Below are 24,746 nucleotides of genomic sequence, written 5' to 3'. Positions count from 1 at the left end.
TCAGAACTTTAATTTGATAGGTGAGAATAACTCCTCTCACCTATCAAACACTTATTTCACAAGCTGGATAAAAGATTTCAATTTCCCCGCTGCGTGGACATATGCTCTTGCCGACGCTTCCAATACGTCTTGTGCAACACCAAAACCTGATACTTGATGTGTTCCTTCTTTTAATTCAACATGAACATGAGCCAGTGCATCTTGACCTTGTGTAATGGATTGTATGCGATAATCCGCTAATTCACATTCTAATCCTAAAATTCTTTGGATTGCATTGTAAATCGCTTCAATACTACCAGAGCCAGTAGCTGCATCTTCGAATACATTTCCTTCCTCATCTTTTAGTACAACTGTCGCGCATTGTGTACTATTTGATACGAAATGTACTTGCAATTGCGTAATGTTATATTGCTGAGCCGCAAATGCTGCTTCACCAAGCATAAGTGCTCGTAAATCTTCCTCAGTAATTTCCTTCTTACGATCAGCTAATTTTTTAAACGCTTCAAACACTGCATCTCGTTCTTCCGTTGTAAATTCATAGCCAAGCTCTTTCATTTTTTCTGTAAACGCGTGACGTCCAGAATGTTTTCCAAGTACAAATAGGTTTTGAGATTCGCCTACTAACTCTGGTTCAATAATTTCATACGTTGTCACTTCTTTTAGAACGCCGTCTTGATGAATTCCGGATTCATGAGCGAATGCATTCGCTCCCACGATTGCTTTATTTTTCGGTACAACCATACCTGTTAATCTGCTTACTAATGTACTTGTCGCTTTAATTTCTTTTAGCGTCATAGAAGGCTCTGCTTGATAGAAATCTTTTCTAATATGAAGAGCAACTGCGACTTCTTCTAATGCCGCATTCCCTGCTCTCTCTCCAATTCCATTAATTGTTCCTTCTACTTGCAATGCTCCCCCTTCAACTGCAGCTAACGAATTTGCTACAGCCATTCCAAGGTCATCGTGACAATGACAAGAGAAAATTGCTTTTTCATATGAAGGAACGGATTCTTGTAAGTACTTAAAAAGAGAATAATATTCTTCTGGATTCGTATATCCAACTGTATCTGGAATGTTAATTACATTGGCTCCTGCACGAATCGCAACTTCTACTGCCTCAGCTAAAAAATCTCTTGCTGTTCTTGTCGCATCTTCTGCAGAAAATTGTACTGTTGGAAATAATGATTTTCCAAGTGTAACAGAACGATGAATACTATCTAACACATCCTCTTTTGACATACAAAGTTTATATTTCATATGAATATCACTCGTAGCTAAAAATACGTGTAAACGAGGAGATACCGCACCTTTCACAGCTTCATATGCTCTTCGAATATCGCTTTCTTTCGCTCTAGCTAAACTCATAACTGTAGCATTTTGAATTGTATTCGCGATACGTTTTACCGATTGAAAATCCCCTTCGGAAGCTGCTGCAAAGCCAGCTTCCATAACATGAATCCCTAGTCTTTCTAATTGCCTTGCAATTTGCAATTTCTCTTGTTCATTTAAATTCACTCCTGGTGATTGTTCGCCATCACGTAGCGTCGTATCCATGAACAAAATCTGCTTCATATTATTTCATCCCTACCTTTACTCGCGGCTGTACGAAAGGCATCATTTCACGTAATTTACGTCCAACTACTTCGATTTCGTGGTCATTCTCTTTCTCATTTGTCGCATGGAAATTCGGTCTTCCTGCTTTATGCTCTGCAATCCAACCTCTTGCAAATGTACCATCTTGAATTTCTGCTAGCACTGTACCCATCGCTTTCTTCGTATCTTCCGTTACAACGCGTGGCCCTGATACGAAGTCGCCCCACTGCGCTGTATCTGAAACTGAATATCTCATATTTTCAAGTCCACCTTCATACATAAGGTCAACAATAAGTTTCAGTTCATGTAAACATTCAAAATATGCAAGTTCCGGCTGATATCCCGCATCAACTAACGTTTCAAATCCAGCTTTTACTAGCGCAGTTACTCCGCCGCAAAGTACAGCTTGCTCTCCAAATAAGTCTGTTTCTGTTTCTTCTTTAAATGTCGTTTCTAATACACCAGCTCTCGTCGCTCCAATTCCATCGGCATAAGAAAGTGCCTTTTCAGTCGCAACTCCTGTTGCATCTTGATATACTGCAAATAATGCAGGAACAGCTCCTCCTTCAACAAACGTACGGCGCACAAGATGTCCCGGCCCTTTTGGTGCTACTAAAAATACATCTACATTCGCTGGTGGTTTCACTTGATCAAAGTGAACGTTAAATCCGTGTGCAAAAACGAGAGAATTTCCTGCCTGTAAATTTGGCGCAATTTCCGCTTCATATACTTCTGGTTGCAGTTCATCTGGCAGTAAAATCATTACTACATCAGCCTGCTTTGCTGCTTCTGCTACTGTATATACAGAAAATCCATCTTCTTTCGCTTTATCCCAAGACTTCCCTTTTCTTAAACCTACTACTACATCAAATCCTTTATCACGTAAGTTTTGCGCATGCGCATGACCTTGCGAGCCATATCCAATGATTGCTACTTTTTTTTCCTTTAATACATTTACCGTTACATCTTTTTCATAATAAACTTTTGCCATTTTCATTTCCCCCTATATTTAAATGATTATTGAATTAACATAACTTGCTTATCTTGTTTTTTCATACTACGCGTAAAGGCTGTTACCCCTGTTCTTGCAATTTCTTTCAAACCGTATGGACGAAGTAATTCAATTAATGCTTCTACTTTTTCCTGCGTACCTGTTACTTGCACAACTATGGAATCCTTCCCAACATCTATTACAGCGGCTCGAAACGGTTCAATTAAACTGTATAATTCTGCTCTTGCTACTGATGTTGCTACTTTAATAAGTGCGAGTTCTCTTGCAATCATCGCTTCTTCTGTAATATCTGATACTTTCAAAACATCAATTTGCTTATGAAGTTGTTTAATTAACTGCTCTACTTGCTGTTCATTTTCAACGTGTACAACAATCGTCATCCGCGATATGTCCGATGATTCCGTATGACCTACTGAAATACTTTCAATATTAAAATGTCTTCGTGTCATAACACCTGTAATTCGGTTTAACACACCACTTTGATTTCGAACTGTTGCTGTAACAATTCTCTTCACCTTTTTTCCACTCCCTCCATTTGGTGAACACCTTTCCCTGGCGCAACCATCGGCATTACCTTTTCTGATTGAAGTACACGGCAATCAATTACAACTGGCTCTTGTAATTGAATTGCATGCTGCAATTGTTTCTTTGCAAGAAGTGGATCATCTATGCGAACCCCTTTTATGCCATACGCATTCGCAAGAGCAACGAAATCTGGTTGACACGATAGTAAAGAGTGCGAATATCTTTTGTTATAAAATTCATCTTGCCATTGTCTTACCATTCCTAAAGCTTCATTATTTAAAATAAATACTTTAACAGGTAAAGAGTGTTCTTTTAACACACTTAATTCTTGCAGAGTCATTTGAAATCCAGCGTCACCAACAATTGCAATAACTAATTCATCAGGCTTTGCAATTTGGGCACCAATTGCTGCTGGAAATCCGAAGCCCATCGTTCCTAGTCCTCCTGAAGTTACCCATTTATCTGGAGTTTTCAGCGGATAATATTGGGCTGCCCACATTTGATGTTGCCCCACATCTGTTGTTACAATCGCTTCTCCCTTCGTAATTTCATATAACATATCAATTGCATATTGAGGCTTAATACTTTCAGAATTTCGTTTATAAGAGAATGGATACTTTTCTTTTCTATTCTTTAATAAAGAGATCCACTCATGATGATTTTCTTTCCTTCCTTCTGGTTGAAGTAATACTTGGAGCGCTTGCTTAGCACTTGCAACAATAGGAATTTCAGTCGGTACATTTTTCCCGATTTCTGCTGGATCAATATCGATATGCGCGACAGTCGCCTCTTTCGCAAAATAAGCTAAATTTCCAGTAAGACGATCATCGAATCTAGCGCCTATATTAATGAGTAAGTCACATTCATATAACGCCATATTAGCTGTGTAAGAACCATGCATTCCTCCCATCCCTAGAAATAGTTCATCATCTGGTGGAAACCCACCAAGACCAAGTAATGTATGCACAACAGGAATTTCATATTTACGAGCAAAACTTGTTAATTCCTTTGAAGCTTTCGCATGCAATACACCTGCTCCAGCTAAAATTAATGGCTTGTTTGCAATCTGAATTGCTTGTAATAATTTGTTTATTTGCAGTAGATTCGGTTCATAATTAGGGTTGTATCCTGGTAAATCCATTTGCACATCACTACATCGTTCGCCTTGCTCTACTACCATATCTTTCGGAAGGTCAATAACGACTGGGCCTGGTCTTCCTGTTCTAGCAATATGAAATGCCTCTTTAATAATTCGAGGTAAATCTGAAGCCTTTCGCACTTGATAGTTATGTTTTGTCACTGGCATCGTAAGCCCCATAATATCCGCTTCTTGGAAAGCATCGCTTCCAATTAACGTTGTTGCTACTTGCCCTGTAAATACAACAAGTGGCAATGAATCAATCATCGCATCTGCTAGACCAGTAATCACATTTGTAGCACCTGGTCCACTCGTTGCAATGACAACCCCTGGATTGCCAGTAATTCTGGCATACCCTTCAGCAGCGTGAATAGCACCTTGTTCATGCCTCGTTAAAATATGCGGAATTTCACAGTCATAGAGTGCATCATAAAGAGGTAAAACAGCACCACCAGGATAACCGAAAATCACTTCTACTCCTTCCTTTTCTAGCGCTTCTAACAATAGCTGTGCACCAGTTGCCAGTTTCTCTTCCGTTTTTGAAGACATTGTTCTTATAAGCCCCCTTTTAAAAACTTTTATCAATAAAAAAAATCCTACGTCCACACTCCAGCTATGTGCTGAAGGGACGAAAGATTTCGCGGTACCACCCTTCTTTGCAAGAATACTCTTGCCTCAGTGACCCATAAAATGAGTCTAGCTAATAACGGAGCTACCGTCTAAGCCTAGACAAATGCTTCAGCTTAGCACTCAAGGGCGATGTTCGTCGACGTGAACCATCGGTTTCCAGCAACCACCGACTCTCTGTGAGGCTTCACAATCAACTACTCCTCCCTATCAACGCTTTCTTATGTTATAAAAAGTTGTTATCCAACTTTATTTTCTTCGTAAATTTTCTCTCCATCTTCTATAACTAACTTTCGGAATTCTTCTAATAAACGATTCGTATGTGGACCCGTTTGCCCTAAACCAATCGTTCTACCATCTACTGTCGTAACAGCAATTACTTCCGCTGCTGTTCCTGTTAAAAATACTTCATCAGCTACATATACGTCATGTCTTGTAAATAACTCTTCTCTAACGTCATATCCAAGTTTTTCACCAATTTCTAAAATAGCATTTCGTGTAATGCCTTCTAACGCTCCAGCAGAACTTGGTGGTGTAATTAATTTATTTCCTTTTACAATAAATACGTTATCCCCTGAGCCTTCAGCTACGTATCCTTGATCATTTAACATAAGCGCTTCTTGTACTCCAGCCAATTTCGCTTCGATGCGAACTAAAATATTGTTTAAGTAATTTAAAGATTTTACTTGAGGCGACAATACATCTGGACGGTTTCGGCGCGTTGCAACTGTTACAACTGGAATCCCTTTTTCATAATATTCTTGTGGGAATAAAGATAGTTGCTCTGCAATTACTACTACATTCGGTTTTTTACAAGAATCAGGATCTAACCCAAGATTTCCTGCTCCTCTCGATACAACTAGGCGAATGTATCCATTAGATAATTTATTTTGTCGAATCGTCTCAACAACAATATTCGTTACTTCATCTAAAGAATATGGAATTTCTAACATGATGGATTTTGCTGATTCATATAACCGGACAAGATGCTCTCTCAAACGGAAAACATTACCGCTATAAACTCTAATTCCTTCAAATACTCCATCTCCATATAAATAACCATGATCATATACTGATACTTTTGCCTCGTCTTTTGGAACAAATTCTCCATTTAAGAAAATCCATTGCTCGTTCACTGGAAAGCGCCTCCTATGTTCTATGAATTTTTTATTGTTTCCTAGTTTACTCTCCTTTCTAAATAAATCAAGTGAATTTTTAGAAAATTTATAATTTTTATTCGTACGTACATCTTTAATTATATTGATTTAACAACATTGTTAACGTTTACAAAAAGTCAAAAAAATTTTTTCGTCAATTTCCATTAAAAAAATATTTGTTTAAAAGAAGGATTTTCGTCAATTGATACGAATCTATTGTATTCAATAAACGGACGTCCGTTTTTATAAATTCGGGAATATATAACGACTTTTGCTGAAAAAGGGGGAAAATAATAAAAATAACGCTGTCTAAAAATAACATTCATATTTTTCATTTCGGAATCATAATCCTATTTAAAAAAAACAATTTGTCAAAATGAAGGAGGAAATCAATATGGCGTGTGTACAAATTAAAGGAACGAGACAAGAGGTAGTAGAGATGCTTCAACTATTTGATCTAATGGATACGAAAGGTTTTTGTAAATTTGATAATTATGTAGAGGTAGAACCAAATCATAAAGAACATAATAATTTTATTGCTTCAATCGACATCCATTCAAATACTTCTTCCGCCCAAGATACTTTAAACGATCAATTCGTAAGCCAAATGCTTACTGGTGTATATAACGACTAAATAAAGTCGTACTTTAATCAGACTACCCGTAAATAACAGATAAATATACGCTTCCTACCGTCTTTATATAAATATATACGATGAACTTGAGCATACTAACAACTAGATGGTAGGAGGTGAGAATTATGGCTAAAATTGGTGTTGAAAATTCGTTAACAGATGTCCAACAAGCTCTTCAGCAACAGGGGCATGAAGTCATTACAATTAACTCGGAACATGACGCACAAGGATGCGACTGTTGCGTTGTAACTGGGCAAGATTCTAATATGATGGGTATTGCAGATACATCAATAAAAGGATCGGTAATTAACGCCCACGGTTTAACAACAGATGAAATTTGCCAGCAAGTTGAGAGCCGCATTTAAATTCAATACAAAAAAGAAAGAGGACTCCTTTTGAAAAGGAGTCCTCTTTTTTATATTCACCTAACGGGAAAGTAACATATACTGGATGAAAGCCCTACCTCTCTCTCATCATTACGGTTCCACTGACCGCTCCTTGATTCACTAGTATACCTATAAAGCCTATAATTATAATTTATAGGGTTTGTTCACAAAAGTTGTTGGTAAAACTACCCGATCTTTCGCAAACTTTTCGTATTATATTTATAAGATTTATTTACTTTACACTAGCTGTAACCGAGACACGAATTAAAATTTTAACACCGATACAATAACTTGTCAACATTTTTCACAAATTAAAAACAGACAGTAACGGTTTGTCTGTTTTAGAATGGAGCTTTTTCTTTTATTACATATACAACAAAGCCGCTTACTAACATACATAAGCCAACCACTAAGTTTTTGATATTAATCATAAATTCCTCTCCCTTATTCCACACATCATATATATTTACAGTTCAATTATTCCGATCATCCTAAAGCGCACTTTTTCTAATATATCATAATTCCTAAAAAATGCAAGTTCACCTTTAGCGACCATTTACAAATTTATCTACAGTGCTTGGTACGGTATTTAAAGCTTTTTCAATTAAATGTGTACTACTATTGAGATGCAATACTTGCACACCGTTAGAACCAACTACTAAAAAAGCAACTGGGCTAATAGAAACCCCAGCCCCGCTTCCGCCTCCAAACGGATGAGCTTGCTTTTTCTCTTTATGCTGCCCTTGTCCGTTATTATGTTTTTCGGAAATAAAATCACCTTTAAAGTCACTTCCACCGGCACCAAAACCAAAAGCCACTTGAGATACTGTTAATACTACATTTCCATCAGCTGTTGAAACTGGACTTCCAACAATCGTATTTACATCTACCATCTCTTTTAAATTTGTCATTGCTGTTTTCATTAAATTTTCAATTGGATGTTCCATTATGTATTGCACCCTTTCCTCATTATTCTTTTTTATACTTTCCAAAATAGAGGAAGTCATACTAACTTTTCCTATTTCAAAAAAACAATCTTCACCTTTTAAATGGATATTACTCCCTGTACATACTCGGATAAAAAGGAAAAAGAGATACATACTACTATTGAACCTTGTTATGAAAGGAGTCATGACTTTGACTGAGAAATTTGATGAGTATAAAAAAAGAGATAGAATAGATAGTGATTATAGTGACTATAAAGAAGAATATGCAGCTGAGGTTGCACCACAGCGCATTGATTATGATTACGATGAGAAGGAACATAAAGATGATGTAAGATCGTCTGCTGCTGGATCAACGGCTGGCTTTATCGCTCTTGCCTTATCTATCTTATCACTTTTCACCTTCCCAACATTATTCGGTCTTGTTTCTGTACTACTAGGTATTTACGCTTATAACCGCGGAGCTACTGTAACTGGTGGTATCGCTGCGATTGTCGGTGGAATTGCAGCACTCATTGCAATTTTATTCCGAGTAGCGCTTATCGGCTTATTGTTCTCCCTCTTTTAAAAAGAAAAAGGTATCTCGCTTATGCGAGATACCTTATCCTGTAAATACATCTTCTGACGGATATTTAATTTTTTGTTTTGCTGGTCGCGCTAAAGAAAATACAAGTGTTAACGGTCCGATTAATCCACAAAACATAACAAACATAATCATACATTTTCCAAACGCTGATAACTTTGCAGTAATTCCCATCGTTAATCCTACTGTTCCAAACGCTGAAATTGTTTCAAATAGTAACTGAATAAAACTGAAGTCTTCTGTAAGCATTAACATAAATACTGCTGCAAAAATAAGGATTTGACTAGCAACGGCAATTGCTAATGCTCTCGTTACTGTCGACATTTTAATTGTGCGCTGAAATAATACGATTTCCTCTTTCTTTCTAAAGAAAGAAAGAACAGATGTAACTAAAATAACAAACGTTGTTAATTTAATCCCTCCACCTGTTGATACACTTCCTGCACCAATAAACATTAAAACCATCGTAAATAATATAGATGATTCTTCCATTCCCCCGTAGTCAACTGTATTAAATCCAGCCGTACGAGGAGTAATCCCTTGGAAAAAAGAAGCCCATAACTTTTCATTTAACGGTAAATTCCCTAACGTCTTCACATTATTATATTCCAATACAAAAATCACAATCATCGCTATCACATTTAGCGCTACCGTTCCAATAATCATGATTTTGGAATGAAGCGATAGTTTTCGAAAACTCCGGCTATACCATATATCAATTAGTACGGTAAATCCGAGACCGCCTATTACGATTAAAGAGCAAATCCCAATATTAATAATCGGATCGCCTACATACCTTGTTAAATTATCCGGCCATAGAGCAAATCCAGCATTATTATAAGATGCGATTACGTGAAAAATACTATAGTATACACCTTTTCCAAAGCCAAACTCTGGAATAAAACGAAATGATAAAAAGATGACTCCAATAAACTCAATACAAATTGAAAATATAAAGACACGTTTTACTAATTTTACGAGACCACCTATATTTGTCTGATTAAATGCCTCTCCAATTAATAAGCGATGACGTAATCCGATTTTTTTACCTAATACCCAAACAATTAAAATGGCAATTGTCATAAGACCTAAACCGCCCGTTTGAATTAAAAACATAATTACAATTTCGCCAAACATCGTAAACGTACTTGCAGTATCTACTACTCCCAACCCCGTTACAGTTGCTGCTGATGTTGCCGTAAAGAAAGCATCTACCCAACTAATATGTACTTTCGTTGCGAATGGTAACTTTAATAACAAACCACCAACCACAATTAAGCAGAAAAAACCTAATGCTAATATTTGTGGTGGATTTAATCGTATAATACGATTATACAGCCTTTGTCTTTTTGTTACTTCCATATTCACTAGCTCCCTTTTTCCCCTCATAACTAAAGGCTTATAAAAAACCTTAAATAGCAGGATAAACCTTATATTCTTATAATATAGTTGAGCATAATCCTTTTTTTCATAGTTTTCAACTTTTATTTATACTCGAACTTCACTTCATTTATGAAAAGACTCTTTCTATTATAAGTACCCTTACTCTATAACTCTCACAACAATCATTTTATATGTATCATTGCTTAAATCCTCATACCTTTCACTCTATGTTCACATAGGGGTCACATCTATCTTTTATAGTATATGTATCGGAGCTGTTCCTCCCTAATTTATAAGACATTCCCCAGTGTCTTGAACAGCTTTCCATCCCTAATTAAATTGACATAAATTGTCCCCTTCCTTAGGCCATCATATGTGATGGTCTTATTTTTTGTCTTTCTATCTTCTATTTAAAACTCCCTCTCTCTTTCACTCTATGTTCACACCCCGGTCACATCTATCTTTTATAGTATATGTATCGAAGTTGTTCCTCCCTAATTTATAAGACATTCCCCAGTGTCTTGAACAACTTCCATCCCTAATTAAATTGACATAAATTGTCCCCTTCCTTAGGCCATCATATGTGATGGTCTTATTTTTTGTCTTTCTATCTTCTATTTAAAACTCCCTCTCTCTTTCACTCTATGTTCACACGGGCGTCACATCCACATTTTATAGTATATGTATCGAAGTTGTTCCTCCCTAATTTATAAGACATTCCCCAGTGTCTTGAACAACTTCCATCCCTAATTAAATTGACATAAATTGTCCCCTTCCCTAGACCATCCTATGTGATGGTCTATTTTGTTTTCTAAATAGTTTATTTAGCTTTTTCTGCTTACTTTAGTAAAAGCAATCTATATTTAAATAGATACTTTTTGTACGAAATATTCAGAAAATATTGTCAAAATAGGTAGTTTTTCGGTACAATTAATGTAGAAAGTAATTTCACAAAGATAAGGAGGGGGTTTTATTGAAACAAACAAAAGCAATCTTAATTGCATTATTTCTCGGTTTAATTGTCGGACTCACTTTAAATTTAGCTGCACCATCCATTTTTGAACCATTAAATCAATATGTGTTCAATCCACTTGGTCAATTGTTTATTCGCCTCATTAAAATGCTAGTTGTCCCTGTTGTATTCATTTCTATCGTACTTGGAGCTGCTGGTCTTGGGGACCCGAAGCAACTTGGAAGAATCGGTTTAAAATCAATTTCATTCTTTCTTGTAACTACAGCCGTTGCCATCTCTATTGCAGTTACATTTGCACTGATTATACAACCAGGATCTGGTGGTAATTTTAAAACCGAAGGGCTTAAATATGAAGGTGCAAAAACCGAAACATCTTTCGTCGATACATTGCTAAATATCGTACCAGATAATCCAGCAAAAGCGATGGCTGATGGAAACATGTTACAAATTATTGCCTTTGCCGTATTAATTGGACTTGGTATAGCTATTTTAGGAAATCGTGTCCAAGGTATTCATTCATTACTTGAACAGGGCAACGAATTAATGATGTATCTCGTTAATCTCGTTATGAAATTAGCTCCAATCGGAACATTTGGGTTGCTTGCTTCATCCGTTGGTAAAATGGGTCTTGCAGGCGTCGCTGCGATGTTCAAGTATATGATTGTCGTTATGCTAGTACTTATTATTCACGGTGTCTTCGTATATGGTGGCTTATTAAAAGTATTGGCAAAAGAAAGCATTGTCCGTTTCTTTAAACATTTCGGACCAGTAATGGCGATTGGATTTAGTACATCTAGTTCTAATGCATCTCTTCCATTTGCAATGAAAACCGCACAAGAGAAGCTTGGTGTTCCAAAAGCAATTAGCTCTTTTGTACAACCACTAGGTGCAACAATTAATATGGATGGTACTGCCATTATGCAAGGTGTAGCAACTGTATTTATCGCTCAAGTATACGGCGTTGAACTTACTATTTCCCAACTAGCTGTAGTCGTATTAACTGCTGTACTAGCTAGTATCGGCACTGCTGGTGTACCAGGTGTTGGGCTTGTAATGCTGACGATGGTTTTAAATCAAGTAAATCTACCGGTAGAAGGTATTGCCTTAATTATCGGTATTGACCGCATTCTAGATATGTCAAGAACAGCTGTAAATATTTCTGGTGATGCAATTTGCGCAATGATTGTCGCAAAATCAGAAGAAAAATATAATACAGATCAATCTGCCGCATCTTAAATCAAAAAAGGAGTGAAATGATTCACTCCTTTTTTGATTTACTTCCCTTTTTCGAACGATATTCTTTTCCTTTATTATCGTTACCAGTTTCAAATTCTGCACTAAACTCTTGTTGAAATTGCCCTGATTTCGGTGAGCCTTGATTTCCGCTCCCTTTACTACCATTTCGATTTGTCATATTTCTGCCCCCTTCCTTTATTAGTAGTATGTTACATATTTTCTTTTTTATAATCTTTTACATACGAAAAAAGACCTTCCTCATATAAGGAAAGTCTTCTTTTTCGAGGTGTAAGCGTTTTCTTACTTGTAATGACTTAAATAAGTTTTTTAGAAATAGATATCATTATATTCATTTCTTCTTCTGAGAGCGTAGAAAATCTTTCTTGCAAATATTGTTTTTTTGCACCTTCCATTTTTGCAACTAAATCTTTTCCTTGTTCAGTAATCTCCAAGTATACAACTCGGCGATCTGACGTAGAACGTGAACGAGTTACAAAACCTTTATTAATTAATTTTTCTGTAACAGCTGTAATATGACTATTCGACACATTTAACTCATTCGCCACACGTGATACCATTTCTTTATTCGTACGATTCAATATTCTAAGGACGATGAACTCATTCCACGGTATGTAACCACCAAATATTTTTCCAATATCATTACGCAACGTGCGGAACATAGCAAAAACATTTGTCGATAGTTCTTCCATTAATTGCTCTCGATTTTGAGACAACTTTGACAGCCCCTTTTATTTCATTTGATTAAATAAAAACCTTATTAATAATTTTACATGAAATCTTACTTTTTGTCACCTTATTTCCCCATAATTCGTAGTTTTTTAATAGATATTTCATGATAAAATGAAGTTAAATTTCCAAAAAAAGGAGTTGGGATAGTGGGTGAAGAAGACAAATTTTCGAATTTCAATCTAAAAGATAAAACTTTGATCATTGGTTTTGTTATTCTGTTCCTCATTGTAATTTTTGCATTTATATTTTTTATATATGTAGGAATCTTTCATATTACTGGTGTAGAGTATCGGTCGCGCACTGCCTTACTTCTATTTTTTTTATTAATTACTTTCTTAGACGGTATTATATTTTTCATCTTCGGTTTTTTCAAGGCACTGCTATATCCAATGACACAAAACATGCCAAATTGGCTTTCTATTACTCTTTTCGCAATCATTGAAATTACGCTAGATTGGTTCGTCATTCATACCGCTGACGATTGGATAGAGAGCGTGCAACTATCCAACATAGCTGAATTATGTGTCGTACTATTCTTTTTCCTATTAAGTAAATTATTAAGTGACAAGAAAGAGTAAGAATACAAGCTTTTCTATATAAAAATTGGTACAATGAAAACAAATCATACTAAAGAGGTGTTACTTATGAACTTACAAAAATGGGCTGATAAAGGTATGTCCTTTGATACATATGTGAATGAAATGAAAGTAAATCAATACGAGTTACTTCACATTTACAATAATTTTTTAATTCCAAATGAATTACTTCCTGTATTAGAAGAACGTCAAAATGATGGCTGGCGTGTTATCGTATTAACAGCTGATTGGTGTGGCGATGCTCTTTTATGCGTACCTGTTATGAAACGAATTTCTGAAGTTGCAAATATTGATATGTCATTATTAATTCGCGATGAAAACTTAGAATTAATGGATCAATATTTAACAAACGGAACAGCACGTGCGATTCCAATCTTTATTTTCATTGATAAAGATGGAAACGAACAAGCCGTTTGGGGACCACGTGCTCCAAAAGTACAAGAGTTAGTAACTTCAATGCGCGCTACATTGCCTGAAAAAGAAGATCCAACATTCGAAGAGAAACAAAAAGAAATGTACGCTAATTTCCGTGCCACATTAGCTGATGACACTTCTCTTTGGGAACATGTAATGGAAAGCATGATGGAAAAATTAGTAAAATAAAAAAACTGCCGAACTCGGCAGTTTTTTATTACATAATGAAGAAATAGAATACCGCAGCTAAAATGAAACGGTAGTAAGCAAACGGTGTTAGTTTTACACGAGATAATAATTTTAAGAATGAAACAATTGCAAGCATTGCAACGACGAACGCCGTAATAAATCCCGTTGCAAATAGCGGTATATCAGCCGCACTTAATATATCCCAGCTTTTAATTAAATCTAAGCCACTTGCAGCTACCATCATTGGTACTGCTAAAATGAATGTATATTCAGCTGCCGCTGTATGTGACACGCGAGCTAATAAACCACCGCTTATTGTAGAACCAGAACGAGAAAATCCTGGCCAAAGTGCTAAACATTGGAACATTCCGATTGTAAATGCTTGCTTATATGTGATTTCATCTAATGTTCTTGCTGTACTTGGTTTTGAAAACTTCTCAGCAACAATCATTAAAATACCACCGGCTACTAAACTAATGACAACTGGGCCTGGCCCAAATAAAACTTCTTTAATCGCACTATGGAACAATACGCCAAGTACGCCGGCAGGAATCATTCCGATAATAATATGTAATAAATTTAACGATGGTCCGTCTGTTACTTTCCCTATACCTACTAAAGACCATAGACGCTTCCAAAATATAACTACAACTGCTAAAATCGATCCCAATTGAATAACAACTTCGAAAACTTTCGCTCTCTCATCGTCAAATCCAAGTAAATGACCTGTTAAAATCATATGCCCTGTTGATGAAACTGGTAAAAACTCTGTTAAACCTTCAACAGCACCCATGATTATTCCAATTAACCAATCAGCCACGAGTAGTGCCTCCTTAATAACTAATAATATGTAATTTTTTCATACCTTACCATAATACCTTATCCCCTTTCAAAGTGCATCCTTTTTTATAGTCAAACCGTAGTTTTAATAAGCTTATTCCTTTTCTATTTTTTGATTAAATTGTATGATAGTAAGAGTTTTCTTTTTTACGTAGAAAGGGGATTTTATGAAAGAAACTAGTACATTCTCACAAAAATTAAAGCAATTTGTATTACTATTTTTCCCGATTTTTGTTACGCAAATGTCATTATTTGCAATGAGCTTTTTTGATACAACAATGTCAGGACATGCAAGCCCTATTGATTTAGCAGGGGTTGCTATCGGAACGAGTATATGGATTCCAGTTAGTACGGGATTAACAGGTATTTTGATGGCTACAACTCCAATTGTTGCGCAACTCGTTGGATCCAAGAAAAAAGAAGATGTTCCTCACGTTGTCATACAGGCAGTATATTTAGCCATTTTCGCTAGCCTCGTTGTTATCCTTATCGGTTTCTTTACTGTTACACCTATTTTAAATGGCATGCGATTAGAAGAACCGGTAGAACGTATTGCAGCACAATTTTTAAGTATTATTGCAATTGGAATTATCCCTTTATTTACTTACACAGTTTTACGCGGATTTATTGATGCATTAGGAAAAACTCGTACAACGATGATCATTACATTACTATCATTACCAATTAATGTAGTATTAAATTATGTATTAATTTTCGGTAACTTCGGTTTTCCAAAACTCGGTGGTGTCGGAGCAGCAATTGCTTCTGCAGCAACCTATTGGTGCATTTTAATTATTACCGTTATGATTATTCGTACGAAAGAGCCTTTTGCATCTTTCCATATTTTTAAACAGTTATATCACCCTTCTCTTTCTAGTTGGAAAGAATTCTTAAAACTTGGCGTCCCTATCGGATTTGCTATCTTTTTTGAAACGAGTATTTTCGCTGCAGTAACACTTATGATGAGTAATTTTAGTACGACAACAATCGCAGCTCATCAAGCAGCTATGAACTTCGCTTCCTTGCTATATATGACTCCTTTAAGTTTAGCAATGGCCATGACCATCTCTGTTGGATTTGAAGTTGGAGCGAAACGATATAATAATGCAAAACAATATGGATTTATCGGGATTGGCTTAGCACTTGCATTCGCCCTATTATATTCCATTCTTCTTTACTTCTTTGATGATGAAATTGCTTCTATTTATACGACAGATATACAAGTTCATCATTTAGCAAAAGAATTTCTTATATTTGCGATTTTATTTCAAATCTCAGATGCAATTGCAACTCCTGTACAAGGGGCACTACGTGGTTATAAAGATGTAAATGTCGCCTTAATTATGACATTAATCGCCTATTGGGTAATTGGTCTCCCTCTCGGTTACATATTAGCAACCTATACTGATTGGGCAGCAAAAGGATATTGGATCGGTCTTATTATCGGTCTAGCATTTGGAGCAACCTTCCTCCTTATCCGTCTCTTTCAAGTTCAGAGAAAATATACAACGCAAAACAGCCGCTCATAATATAGCGGTTGTTTTCTTTATGCATATTTTTTCTTGTAACGTATAACATAATGAAAAAGAAAGGTGGATACATATGGACGAAAAAGAAAAAAAGCAATCATTCGACGAAGAATTCGCCCCTGAAATTTCACCTGGATATCGGCAAGATGTACATAAACAACCTAAATATAAAAACACTTCGTTTTTAATGGGGATTACCATTTTTGCCGCTGTATTGCTTGTGCTTATCATTTTCGTTTATTTTTGATGGAAGGTGATTTATTATATGAAGAAACAAAATTCCAATCGTTCAAAAAGAATTGTGAAAACAGAAAAAGGGTATGCAGGTGATTCGGTTCTTACTCAGAAACAAGTCGAGCAAGGAAATTTATATATTGCTCAAAAAGAACTTGGTCAACAAAATGAAAATCTTTAAAATCCCTCAAAGAACTGGGGGATTTTTTATACCGCTATTTACGGTACTGGTTCATATTTCTCTTTATTGTACGTACTGTTTTTGTTCTAATACCTTAAATGTATAATTAACCTTTACAATTTTCATTTCATAATTCAATTTCATTTCGCTTCTCTTACCATTTTCAGTACCCGCCACGTACACTACAGTTTGATAGAGAAAACTTCCATCCGTCACTTCACGTATCTCTCCGTTTATAAATTTATACTCTAAATCCTGAAAACGATTTGGATAATAATTTTTCATTAATTGTTCATACCCTCTATTTAAAAATAGTTCTTCACCTTTTCGTTTCACATCTTCTTTATTAGTAAACTCAAAAACTGATAGTTGCTCGGTCACAAAATGTTCTCCTACCTTTTTCATTTCATTATGAGTTAAAGTTTCTATACTTTTGTTCTTTAATTCCTTATTTAATCCGTACTGATCAATTGGTTTATAGCTAGCAAAAACTTCTTCTTTATATGACCAAAACAGTCCAAAAACGATACATAGAGAAATGATTACTATTCTTTTCTTCGTAATACTCTCACCCTTCTCCATAATGATAGGTATATTTTAACATATAAAAAGAAAATTCTGATATCATAAAGTGGAATAACTTAAATTAGAAACGAGGAACAAGTATGGACTCCTACAAACAATATATAAAAGAAGCTTTGCCTAATCTTTCTATACACTCATATAAACAAAATGAAGAAGGATGGGATAATGTAGCGATTATAGTAAATGATGAACTACTGTTTCGTTTCCCGCGAAAACAGGAATATGCAATGCGAATTCCGTTAGAAAAAGAACTGTGCACAATTCTCACTCAATCACTACAAGAAATCGAAGTTCCACAATATCACCTAATTTATACAAATGAATCTGATGAGGTTCCTCTTTGTAGCTACTATACTCTCATTCATGGTGAACCATTAAAAACAGAAATAGTTGCGAACTTAGATGAAAAAGAACGAAAAATAATTATTACACAATTAGCTACTTTCCTTGCGGCTCTACATAGCATTCCTCTAAAAAGTGTTACAGCGTTAGGGTTCCCTACCGAAAAAACACTTACCTACTGGAAAGAGCTACAAACTAAATTAAATGAGTATGTTACTAACAGTCTAACTTCGTTCCAGAAATCAACCTTAAACCGTTTATTCGAGAATTTCTTTGCCTGTCTAGCTACATCCAAATTTCAAAATACAATCATTCACGCTGATTTTACACATCATCACATTTTATTTGATAAACAAAATAAAACCATTTCAGGAATCATTGATTTTGGTGATGCTCAAATTGGAGATCCTGCCTTTGACTTTGCTGGGCTATATGATGATTTCGGACATGAATTTACTACATCAGTATATGAACAATACTGTACACTTACTTCACACCATGATCCATTACTCACTCACCGTATCACAAATTTTTATCAATACAGTCCTTTACTACATAATATAATTTATAACTTTGAAACAAAGAATGAACTTGAGTTTTTAGCTGGTATAGAACAACTGAAAGCAATACTACAGGGATGAGATTACATTCTCTCCCTATATTCTCTCTCCTCATATAACATTAACTTTTTATCCATTTCAACAATGACTTTATACAGTTGAAATGCCTGTAAAATTTGCAGTTGAATTCCAAAAGGGGCATTCTGTTCTTTTAACCATTGAAATACTTTCGTTTCATCTTTCATTGATTATTCCTCCCTTTATTAAAATCTGCTACAAATATACGGTACATGATGAAAAGCTTTTCATGTCAACAACAAAAAAGGATGCAAATTTGCATCCTTTAATGTACGATATTTTTCTTCTGTTTCGCTTCTTTCTTTACTTCTTCCCCTTGGCATTCACTACGAAATGCACAACTTATACACTCAGAACGAAAATGACGCTCTGTATAATGCTCAGGTTGCTGTAACATTTCTTTCATTCTAGATAAATGAGCCATTCCAGTTATAATATCTTCCTGTTTCGGAGTGTAGTCATACTTAGTTCCTTCTATTAAATTAATAACTTCAATTTTCCCTGGAAGAATGCCGAAAGCTTTATAACTAAATACTGTCATTAGCTTTTGACAAAGAGCAAGCATTTCCTCATCCGCATCGACAACATACTTTTTAATTACAAACGACTCAGTACTCCACTCACCAACTTCTAATGTCAATGACATGTGGACACCTAACTCTTCCATATATGTTTGAAATTTTTCATATAAAAATAACGGTGGTGTCTGACTATCATCTCTTTCAACAAACTGTAATAAGTGATCCGTTAGCTTCGCTAACACAATGTAATACTCCATCTTCGAAGCAAACATATTAACCCTTACTTTTTTCCAATACTTTTCTATTAATATTAAAAGTACAATTTTCGTTTGTTGGCCTGCCGGTAATGTGTAATATTCGTTAATAATTCGATTCACAATCATTTGTGCGATTTGTTGCCATTCAAACGAAGAAGGTTCTCTTCTTTTGATATGACGAAAATAAAATTTATGTGGACAACGCATAAAATCATACAAATGATAATCTGTCATCGTTTTAATTGCGATTTTCTCATGCACTTGCTCTTCATCTCCCTTCTGCCATTAAGAAAGGTGTTTTACAAATTCAGCTCCAAACTGTAAACATTTTTCTACATCTTCATCTTCTGGCGTTAATTCTACTTTTAATCCTTCTAACACAACTTCTGCCCCGCGTTCTTTTAGCTTTTCTATTAAAATGTCAACTGCCACGCCATATTTTGGATAAGCCGAATCACATGATCCGAATACTGCCGCTTTTTTCCCAGTTAAATCAATAGAATCCATTGCGTCATAAAAATCTAAGAAATCATCCGGAAGGTCACCATCTCCCCAAGTGTATGCACCTAATATAATTCCATCATACTGTTCTAATATAGAAGCTTCTGGTGAATCCATAATATCAATCACTTCAATTTCATTTTCAGTTTCACGAATCACGCCGGCAATATGATCAGCCATTTCCTCTGTATTTCCACTCATACTTGCAAAAATCATTACTAACTTACTCAACTGAACCTCTCCCCTTACTTTGTATCTCTTTTTCTGTTTGAATGCTCTTCTTCTCATCTACATATTCAGAACGAATTACATTTCGTTGCCATTCCATATGCTGATCAACTTCTTTATTTTTATCTTTTAATCCCCTCCGTAGAAGGTGAAATTTTTTTCTCATTAACATGTCGCATCCATCCTATTGATAATAATTATCAATTTCAACTATTTTTAGATTAATTGATATTGATTATCACTGTCAACAACTTTTTTTAAAAAATGATTAAAATGTACAAGCTTGTCCGTTAGCTATTCATATACTATAAATGAGCATAGTTCTTTCTCAGCCCTCTCTGACGGAAAGAAATAAAAGCAACTGCGATAGAGCGCAGTTGCCTTTTTTTATACTTTTCTATGATTTCAGTAACCTCATCGTTGTTTCTAAAAATAATTCCACTCCATAAATGAGAGCTGATTCATCTACATCAAATTTGGGATGATGATGAGGATAGCAAGTATCTATCTTTTCACTCCCCGTCCCCAATTTAATGAAGCAACCCGGTGCTTTTCTTAAATATGCTGAAAAATCTTCTCCTCCCATAGAAGGTTCAAGCTTCACAACACGCTCATTTCCAAACAAATGTAGTGCACTTTCTTCTACTACTTTCGTAATATATTCATCATTAATAACCGGATCATATCCATATCGATACGAATATGTATACGACCCTCCATGTGCTTCTGTAATTCCTTTCACGATTTTCTCAATTTTCTCTTCTGCTTCCAACCTTAATGCTTGATTAAATGAACGAACAGTGCCCATTAAAGTTGCTGCACTAGGAATAATATTATCAGCCATTCCCCCATGAAACTGCGTAATTGAAACGACTCTTTGCATGAAAGCACTTGTATTTCTTGATACAATATGTTGTAGATTTGTAATAATCTGCGCTCCGATAGCAATAGGATCTATCGTTTCCTCCGGCCTCGCCGCATGTCCCCCTTTCCCTTGAATTTCAACTGTAAATACGTCTGGTGCCGCCATCATCGGTCCATACACAATTCCTATCTTTCCGCTCTCAAGTCCTGACATAACATGTAAACCTATTACATAATCAACACCGTCCATTACACCTGCCTCAACCATTTCTTGTCCCCCGCCGGGATATACCTCTTCTGCGTGCTGAAAAAATAGACGAATCTCCCCTGCAAAATCTTCCTTTATATTTGACAGTACTTCTGCTGTCCCCAACAAAATAGCTGCGTGAGCATCATGTCCACATGCATGCATCATTCCTTTATTCACAGACGTATAAGATTTACTCGTCTCCTCTTGAATTGGCAGAGCATCTATATCAGCACGAATCGCAACTACTTTCCCTTGTTCCGTTCCTCTTTTAATTGCTAGTACACTATACTTCGTCGGTCTCGTTACTTCAAAAGAAGAAAATGTGCATAATGTATCATATATAAATTGTGAAGTTTCTTTCTCATGAAACGATAATTCCGGATACTTATGAAAATGTCTTCTCCATTTCACGATATTTTCTTCCGCAATTAAACTCTTCCATACTCTATTCATGATAATTTCCTCCTTTTCAAAAGAGATAGAAATTGTAAACTTTACTCTGTCTCGAGTGATTAATAAAAACAAATACTCTATTTTTTCGCATTCTTATAGTCCACTTTTATGTATTCACACAATCCACTTCCTATTTACATATCAAATCCATTACAAATTGATGCTGAATGTAATATAATTGCTAAGTTAGGGATTTTCTTTTTTAGTATTTAGTGCTAATATCAGAAAAGAGCCTTTTGACTTATTTTTACCTAAAATGTGGAATTTTGTTTTTTTCACAATAATGTAGGACATGATACCTACAAAGAGCTATTATTTCATTAAGAGAGGGAAAGACATGGAAAGATTAAAAGAGATATGGTCTCGACCACTCACACAATGGGTTGCAAAGACGGTTTATTACCTTGCAATTTTATTTGCATTACTTTGGTTGTATGGATTCCATGATACAAACACAAGTACATTTATTTACAATGAATTCTAGGGTGGGAACGTTATGAAGTTATTAGAACAAATTGAAAAGTGGGCTATTGAAACGCCTGATCAAACTGCTTTTGTTTGGCGAGATGCGAAAATTACGTACAAACAATTAAAGGAAGATTCTGATGCGTTAGCACATTGGATTTCTTCTGAGTATCCAGATGATCGTTCACCAATTATGGTGTATGGCCATATGCAACCTGAAATGATTATTAACTTTTTAGGATGTGTAAAAGCTGGACATGCTTATATTCCTGTAGATTTATCTATCCCAGCTGATCGTGTACAACGTATCGCTGAAAATTCTGGTGCGAAACTACTTTTATCAGGAACTGAAGTAACTGTAACTGATTTACCAGTTCGCATTGTAAGTGAGGACAACTTAAAAGATATTTTCTTTACTCATAAAGGGAAAACTCCAAATCCTGAACATGCGGTAAAAGGTGATGAAAACTTCTACATTATTTACACATCAGGAAGCACAGGTAATCCGAAAGGGGTTCAGATTACTTATAACTGCCTTGTAAGTTTTACAAAATGGGCTGTAGAAGATTTCAACTTACAAACGGGGCAAGTATTCTTAAACCAAGCACCTTTCTCATTTGATTTATCTGTCATGGATATTTACCCATCATTAGTAACAGGTGGTACACTTTGGGCAATTGATAAAGATATGATTGCACGTCCAAAAGACTTGTTTGCTTCTTTAGAGCAATCGGATATACAAGTATGGACTTCCACACCATCTTTCGCAGAGATGTGTTTAATGGAAGCATCTTTCTCTGAGAGTATGCTACCAAACATGAAAACATTCTTATTCTGCGGTGAAGTGTTACCAAATGAAGTAGCTAGAAAATTAATTGAGCGTTTCCCAAAAGCAACAATTATGAATACGTACGGTCCAACTGAAGCTACTGTCGCTGTAACAGGTATTCACGTTACAGAAGAAGTGCTTAATCAATACAAATCACTTCCAGTTGGCTACTGTAAATCAGACTGCCGCCTTCTTATTATGAAAGAAGATGGTACGATTGCGCCTGATGGTGAAAAAGGTGAAATCGTAATTGTTGGTCCAAGCGTAAGCGTTGGATATTTAGGAAGCCCTGAATTAACAGAAAAAGCATTTACTATGATTGACGGTGAGCGCGCCTATAAAACAGGCGATGCTGGCTATGTTGAAAATGGTCTTCTATTCTATAATGGTCGTCTTGATTTCCAAATTAAGCTGCATGGTTATCGAATGGAATTAGAAGAAATTGAGCATCACCTTCGTGCGTGTTCTTACGTAGAAGGAGCAGTTATCGTTCCAATTAAAAAAGGTGAGAAATACGATTATTTATTAGCGGTTGTTGTTCCTGGAGAACATTCATTTGAAAAAGAATTCAAATTAACATCTGCAATCAAAAAAGAACTCAATGAGCGATTACCAAACTACATGATTCCACGTAAATTCATGTATCAATCTTCTATTCCAATGACACCAAATGGAAAGGTAGATCGCAAAAAATTATTGAGTGAGGTTACAGCATGACCGCATATGGATCATTTTATTTTTTCGCTATAGTGGGCATTTTATTAATACCTACTATCATAGCTGGATTAAAAGGTAAAATGTTGCGTAAATATAATGCCGTTTTAACATTAGTCATGCTTGCTATTATCTTCTCAGATAAACCGAAGCAAGCGATTATGTTAGCCGCATTTATTATTTGGCAATATACCCTAATTAAAGGCTATTTACTTTTAAGAAAACAAAATAATAGTACATTCACGTTTTGTATAGCTGTTATTTTATCAATTTTGCCACTTATTTTGGCAAAAATCGCACCATTTGCACCTGACCTAAAGTTTATTGTATTTTTAGGTATGTCTTATGTAACATTTAGGGCAGTACAAATGGTATTTGAAGTTCGTGATGGTTTAATTAAAGAACTATCCTTCTTTAATTTTTGGGAATTCGTTTTATTCTTCCCAGCAATTTCAACAGGACCTATCGATCGTTACCGTAGATTCCAAAAAGATATTCAAAAGCCACCTAGTGCAGAAGAATATCAAAATTTACTATATACTGGATTAAACCGTATTTTCCAAGGTTTCTTGTATAAATTTATTATCGCTTACTTAATAAAGCAATATTTTATGGATCCGGCATTTGCACAGCAAGATACAATCCTATCCAATATGATTTACATGTATAGCTATAGCTTATATTTATTCTTCGACTTTGCTGGTTATAGCTCATTTGTAATTGGTGTGAGTTATATGATGGGTATTAAAACGCCAGAAAACTTTAATAAACCGTTCATTAGTCGTAATATTAAAGACTTCTGGAACCGCTGGCACATGAGTTTATCATTCTGGTTCCGTGATTTTATTTACATGCGTTTCGTCTTTTTTGCAACGAAGAAAAAGTTAATTAAGAACCGTTACACTATTTCGTATATCGGGGCGTTTTTAAACTTCTTCATTATGGGAATTTGGCATATTACTGGTGAGCATGTGTATCAATACATTATTTATGGTCTTTATCATGCCGCACTGTTTATTCTATTCGATATTTTCGAACGAAAAAACAAAAAGCATAAGTTTTGGCCAAACAACAAATTTACACACGTCCTTGCGATCGTAATTACGTTCCACGTTGTATGTTTCGGTTTCCTAATTTTCTCTGGACACCTTAACAGATACTTTTAATGCACCCTT

The 24,746-nt window shown here is 35.5% G+C and carries 29 protein-coding genes and 1 other annotated feature; of the genes, 13 read left to right on the top strand and 16 right to left on the bottom strand.

Annotated elements, in window-relative coordinates; translation table 11 throughout:
- Nucleotides 1-51 precede the first annotated feature (51 nt).
- From leuA to ilvE, 5 genes are all read right to left on the bottom strand, one after another.
- Nucleotides 52-1,572 carry a 2-isopropylmalate synthase gene (gene leuA, locus EGX95_RS05855; protein WP_000809579.1) on the bottom strand — a complete coding sequence of 507 codons (1,521 nt, stop codon included), beginning with the start codon at nucleotides 1,570-1,572 and terminating at the stop codon, nucleotides 52-54.
- Nucleotide 1,573: 1 nt separating this feature from the next.
- Nucleotides 1,574-2,584 (bottom strand): ketol-acid reductoisomerase, encoded by a 1,011-nt coding sequence (gene ilvC, locus EGX95_RS05850; protein WP_001151717.1) that lies wholly within the window; start codon nucleotides 2,582-2,584, stop codon nucleotides 1,574-1,576.
- 26 nt (nucleotides 2,585-2,610) lie between these two features.
- Nucleotides 2,611-3,120 carry an acetolactate synthase small subunit gene (ilvN, locus tag EGX95_RS05845; protein ID WP_000822948.1) on the bottom strand — a complete coding sequence of 170 codons (510 nt, stop codon included), beginning with the start codon at nucleotides 3,118-3,120 and terminating at the stop codon, nucleotides 2,611-2,613.
- On the bottom strand, nucleotides 3,117-4,817 hold the full coding sequence (gene ilvB, locus EGX95_RS05840) for an acetolactate synthase large subunit (protein WP_000095851.1): 1,701 nt from the start codon (nucleotides 4,815-4,817) through the stop codon (nucleotides 3,117-3,119). Before ilvB ends, ilvN begins: the two co-directional genes overlap by 4 nt.
- A 72-nt stretch (nucleotides 4,818-4,889) precedes the next feature.
- Nucleotides 4,890-5,118: a binding site (T-box leader), on the bottom strand.
- 16 nt (nucleotides 5,119-5,134) lie between these two features.
- On the bottom strand, nucleotides 5,135-6,031 hold the full coding sequence (gene ilvE / locus EGX95_RS05835) for a branched-chain-amino-acid transaminase (protein ID WP_001005497.1): 897 nt from the start codon (nucleotides 6,029-6,031) through the stop codon (nucleotides 5,135-5,137).
- Nucleotides 6,032-6,446: 415 nt separating this feature from the next.
- Here ilvE and EGX95_RS05830 point away from each other — a divergent pair, with 415 nt between their 5' ends.
- On the top strand, nucleotides 6,447-6,686 hold the full coding sequence (locus tag EGX95_RS05830; protein WP_000752502.1) for a DUF3911 family protein: 240 nt from the start codon (nucleotides 6,447-6,449) through the stop codon (nucleotides 6,684-6,686).
- Nucleotides 6,687-6,811: 125 nt separating this feature from the next.
- A complete protein-coding gene (locus EGX95_RS05825) occupies nucleotides 6,812-7,051 on the top strand; it encodes a YkuS family protein (RefSeq protein ID WP_001062580.1) in 240 nt (79 codons plus the stop codon).
- 362 nt (nucleotides 7,052-7,413) lie between these two features.
- Here the strand turns inward: EGX95_RS05825 and EGX95_RS05820 are convergent, their stop codons facing one another.
- Both EGX95_RS05820 and ytfJ read right to left on the bottom strand, forming a co-directional pair.
- Complete coding sequence (locus EGX95_RS05820; protein WP_000608225.1) at nucleotides 7,414-7,503, bottom strand: hypothetical protein; 90 nt, start codon at nucleotides 7,501-7,503, stop codon at nucleotides 7,414-7,416.
- Between the two features lie 114 nt (nucleotides 7,504-7,617).
- A complete protein-coding gene (gene ytfJ, locus EGX95_RS05815; RefSeq protein WP_001993741.1) occupies nucleotides 7,618-8,079 on the bottom strand; it encodes a GerW family sporulation protein in 462 nt (153 codons plus the stop codon).
- 112 nt (nucleotides 8,080-8,191) lie between these two features.
- Between ytfJ and EGX95_RS05810 the strand changes: the two genes are divergently transcribed.
- On the top strand, nucleotides 8,192-8,584 hold the full coding sequence (locus EGX95_RS05810; RefSeq protein ID WP_001997037.1) for an imidazole glycerol phosphate synthase: 393 nt from the start codon (nucleotides 8,192-8,194) through the stop codon (nucleotides 8,582-8,584).
- 33 nt (nucleotides 8,585-8,617) lie between these two features.
- On the opposite strand, the gene EGX95_RS05805 is transcribed toward EGX95_RS05810, so the two are convergent.
- Nucleotides 8,618-9,961: a TrkH family potassium uptake protein gene (locus EGX95_RS05805; RefSeq protein ID WP_000454133.1), complete on the bottom strand. Its 1,344-nt coding sequence runs from the start codon at nucleotides 9,959-9,961 to the stop codon at nucleotides 8,618-8,620.
- 994 nt (nucleotides 9,962-10,955) lie between these two features.
- Here EGX95_RS05805 and EGX95_RS05800 point away from each other — a divergent pair.
- Nucleotides 10,956-12,191 (top strand): dicarboxylate/amino acid:cation symporter, encoded by a 1,236-nt coding sequence (locus EGX95_RS05800; RefSeq protein WP_000814796.1) that lies wholly within the window; start codon nucleotides 10,956-10,958, stop codon nucleotides 12,189-12,191.
- Between the two features lie 22 nt (nucleotides 12,192-12,213).
- On the opposite strand, the gene EGX95_RS05795 is transcribed toward EGX95_RS05800, so the two are convergent.
- The gene (locus tag EGX95_RS05795) at nucleotides 12,214-12,369 is read right to left on the bottom strand and encodes a hypothetical protein (protein ID WP_000184931.1); all 156 of its coding nucleotides are present in this window, start codon (nucleotides 12,367-12,369) and stop codon (nucleotides 12,214-12,216) included.
- A 136-nt stretch (nucleotides 12,370-12,505) separates the two neighbouring features.
- On the bottom strand, nucleotides 12,506-12,925 hold the full coding sequence (locus EGX95_RS05790; RefSeq protein ID WP_000081439.1) for a MarR family winged helix-turn-helix transcriptional regulator: 420 nt from the start codon (nucleotides 12,923-12,925) through the stop codon (nucleotides 12,506-12,508).
- A 162-nt stretch (nucleotides 12,926-13,087) separates the two neighbouring features.
- On the opposite strand from EGX95_RS05790, the gene EGX95_RS05785 reads away from it, so the two are divergent.
- Together EGX95_RS05785 and EGX95_RS05780 are read left to right on the top strand one after the other, a co-directional pair.
- A complete protein-coding gene (locus tag EGX95_RS05785; protein WP_000503433.1) occupies nucleotides 13,088-13,519 on the top strand; it encodes a YrvL family regulatory protein in 432 nt (143 codons plus the stop codon).
- A gap of 33 nt (nucleotides 13,520-13,552) precedes the next feature.
- Nucleotides 13,553-14,140 carry a thioredoxin family protein gene (locus tag EGX95_RS05780; RefSeq protein ID WP_002027315.1) on the top strand — a complete coding sequence of 196 codons (588 nt, stop codon included), beginning with the start codon at nucleotides 13,553-13,555 and terminating at the stop codon, nucleotides 14,138-14,140.
- 28 nt (nucleotides 14,141-14,168) lie between these two features.
- On the opposite strand, the gene uppP is transcribed toward EGX95_RS05780, so the two are convergent.
- Entirely contained in the window at nucleotides 14,169-14,960 is a 792-nt protein-coding gene (gene uppP / locus EGX95_RS05775; protein ID WP_000796248.1) for a bacitracin resistance undecaprenyl-diphosphatase, read from the bottom strand.
- A 187-nt stretch (nucleotides 14,961-15,147) separates the two neighbouring features.
- Here uppP and EGX95_RS05770 point away from each other — a divergent pair, with 187 nt between their 5' ends.
- The 3 genes from EGX95_RS05770 to EGX95_RS30255 all read left to right on the top strand — a co-directional run bounded on the left by EGX95_RS05770 (nucleotide 15,148) and on the right by EGX95_RS30255 (nucleotide 16,924).
- Entirely contained in the window at nucleotides 15,148-16,509 is a 1,362-nt protein-coding gene (locus EGX95_RS05770; RefSeq protein ID WP_000665524.1) for an MATE family efflux transporter, read from the top strand.
- Between the two features lie 73 nt (nucleotides 16,510-16,582).
- Nucleotides 16,583-16,756, top strand: coding sequence for a hypothetical protein (locus EGX95_RS05765; RefSeq protein ID WP_000343560.1), 174 nt, complete (start codon nucleotides 16,583-16,585; stop codon nucleotides 16,754-16,756).
- 18 nt (nucleotides 16,757-16,774) lie between these two features.
- On the top strand, nucleotides 16,775-16,924 hold the full coding sequence (locus tag EGX95_RS30255; RefSeq protein ID WP_000744620.1) for a hypothetical protein: 150 nt from the start codon (nucleotides 16,775-16,777) through the stop codon (nucleotides 16,922-16,924).
- 63 nt (nucleotides 16,925-16,987) lie between these two features.
- Here the strand turns inward: EGX95_RS30255 and EGX95_RS05760 are convergent, their stop codons facing one another.
- The gene (locus EGX95_RS05760) at nucleotides 16,988-17,506 is read right to left on the bottom strand and encodes a hypothetical protein (RefSeq protein WP_000410671.1); all 519 of its coding nucleotides are present in this window, start codon (nucleotides 17,504-17,506) and stop codon (nucleotides 16,988-16,990) included.
- 83 nt (nucleotides 17,507-17,589) lie between these two features.
- Here EGX95_RS05760 and EGX95_RS05755 point away from each other — a divergent pair, with 83 nt between their 5' ends.
- Entirely contained in the window at nucleotides 17,590-18,492 is a 903-nt protein-coding gene (locus EGX95_RS05755) for an aminoglycoside phosphotransferase family protein (RefSeq protein WP_000378999.1), read from the top strand.
- 2 nt (nucleotides 18,493-18,494) lie between these two features.
- On the opposite strand, the gene EGX95_RS30250 is transcribed toward EGX95_RS05755, so the two are convergent.
- The 4 genes from EGX95_RS30250 to amaA all read right to left on the bottom strand — a co-directional run bounded on the left by EGX95_RS30250 (nucleotide 18,495) and on the right by amaA (nucleotide 21,563).
- Nucleotides 18,495-18,656 carry a hypothetical protein gene (locus tag EGX95_RS30250; protein WP_000651089.1) on the bottom strand — a complete coding sequence of 54 codons (162 nt, stop codon included), beginning with the start codon at nucleotides 18,654-18,656 and terminating at the stop codon, nucleotides 18,495-18,497.
- A 98-nt stretch (nucleotides 18,657-18,754) separates the two neighbouring features.
- Nucleotides 18,755-19,528, bottom strand: coding sequence for a hypothetical protein (locus EGX95_RS05750; protein WP_000544556.1), 774 nt, complete (start codon nucleotides 19,526-19,528; stop codon nucleotides 18,755-18,757).
- A gap of 24 nt (nucleotides 19,529-19,552) precedes the next feature.
- Nucleotides 19,553-19,999 (bottom strand): flavodoxin, encoded by a 447-nt coding sequence (locus tag EGX95_RS05745; RefSeq protein ID WP_000041150.1) that lies wholly within the window; start codon nucleotides 19,997-19,999, stop codon nucleotides 19,553-19,555.
- Nucleotides 20,000-20,393: 394 nt separating this feature from the next.
- A complete protein-coding gene (amaA, locus tag EGX95_RS05740) occupies nucleotides 20,394-21,563 on the bottom strand; it encodes an N-acyl-aliphatic-L-amino acid amidohydrolase (protein ID WP_001082801.1) in 1,170 nt (389 codons plus the stop codon).
- A gap of 337 nt (nucleotides 21,564-21,900) precedes the next feature.
- Here amaA and EGX95_RS05735 point away from each other — a divergent pair, with 337 nt between their 5' ends.
- The 3 genes from EGX95_RS05735 to dltB are packed head-to-tail and all read left to right on the top strand — an operon-like array spanning nucleotide 21,901 to nucleotide 24,737.
- Nucleotides 21,901-22,047 carry a teichoic acid D-Ala incorporation-associated protein DltX gene (locus EGX95_RS05735; protein ID WP_000440293.1) on the top strand — a complete coding sequence of 49 codons (147 nt, stop codon included), beginning with the start codon at nucleotides 21,901-21,903 and terminating at the stop codon, nucleotides 22,045-22,047.
- Nucleotides 22,048-22,059: 12 nt separating this feature from the next.
- Nucleotides 22,060-23,574 carry a D-alanine--poly(phosphoribitol) ligase subunit DltA gene (gene dltA / locus EGX95_RS05730; RefSeq protein ID WP_000770524.1) on the top strand — a complete coding sequence of 505 codons (1,515 nt, stop codon included), beginning with the start codon at nucleotides 22,060-22,062 and terminating at the stop codon, nucleotides 23,572-23,574.
- Nucleotides 23,571-24,737, top strand: coding sequence for a D-alanyl-lipoteichoic acid biosynthesis protein DltB (gene dltB / locus EGX95_RS05725; protein WP_000127951.1), 1,167 nt, complete (start codon nucleotides 23,571-23,573; stop codon nucleotides 24,735-24,737). The genes dltA and dltB overlap by 4 nt, the downstream gene beginning before the upstream one ends.
- Nucleotides 24,738-24,746: the final 9 nt, after the last annotated feature.

Origin of the sequence: Bacillus sp. FDAARGOS_527 (assembly GCF_003812125.1) — a bacterium.
Classification (GTDB): Bacteria; Bacillota; Bacilli; order Bacillales; family Bacillaceae_G; genus Bacillus_A; species Bacillus_A paranthracis.
The sequence above is the reverse complement of the archived record's forward strand: the minus strand, read 5'-3'. Positions and strand labels throughout refer to the sequence as shown.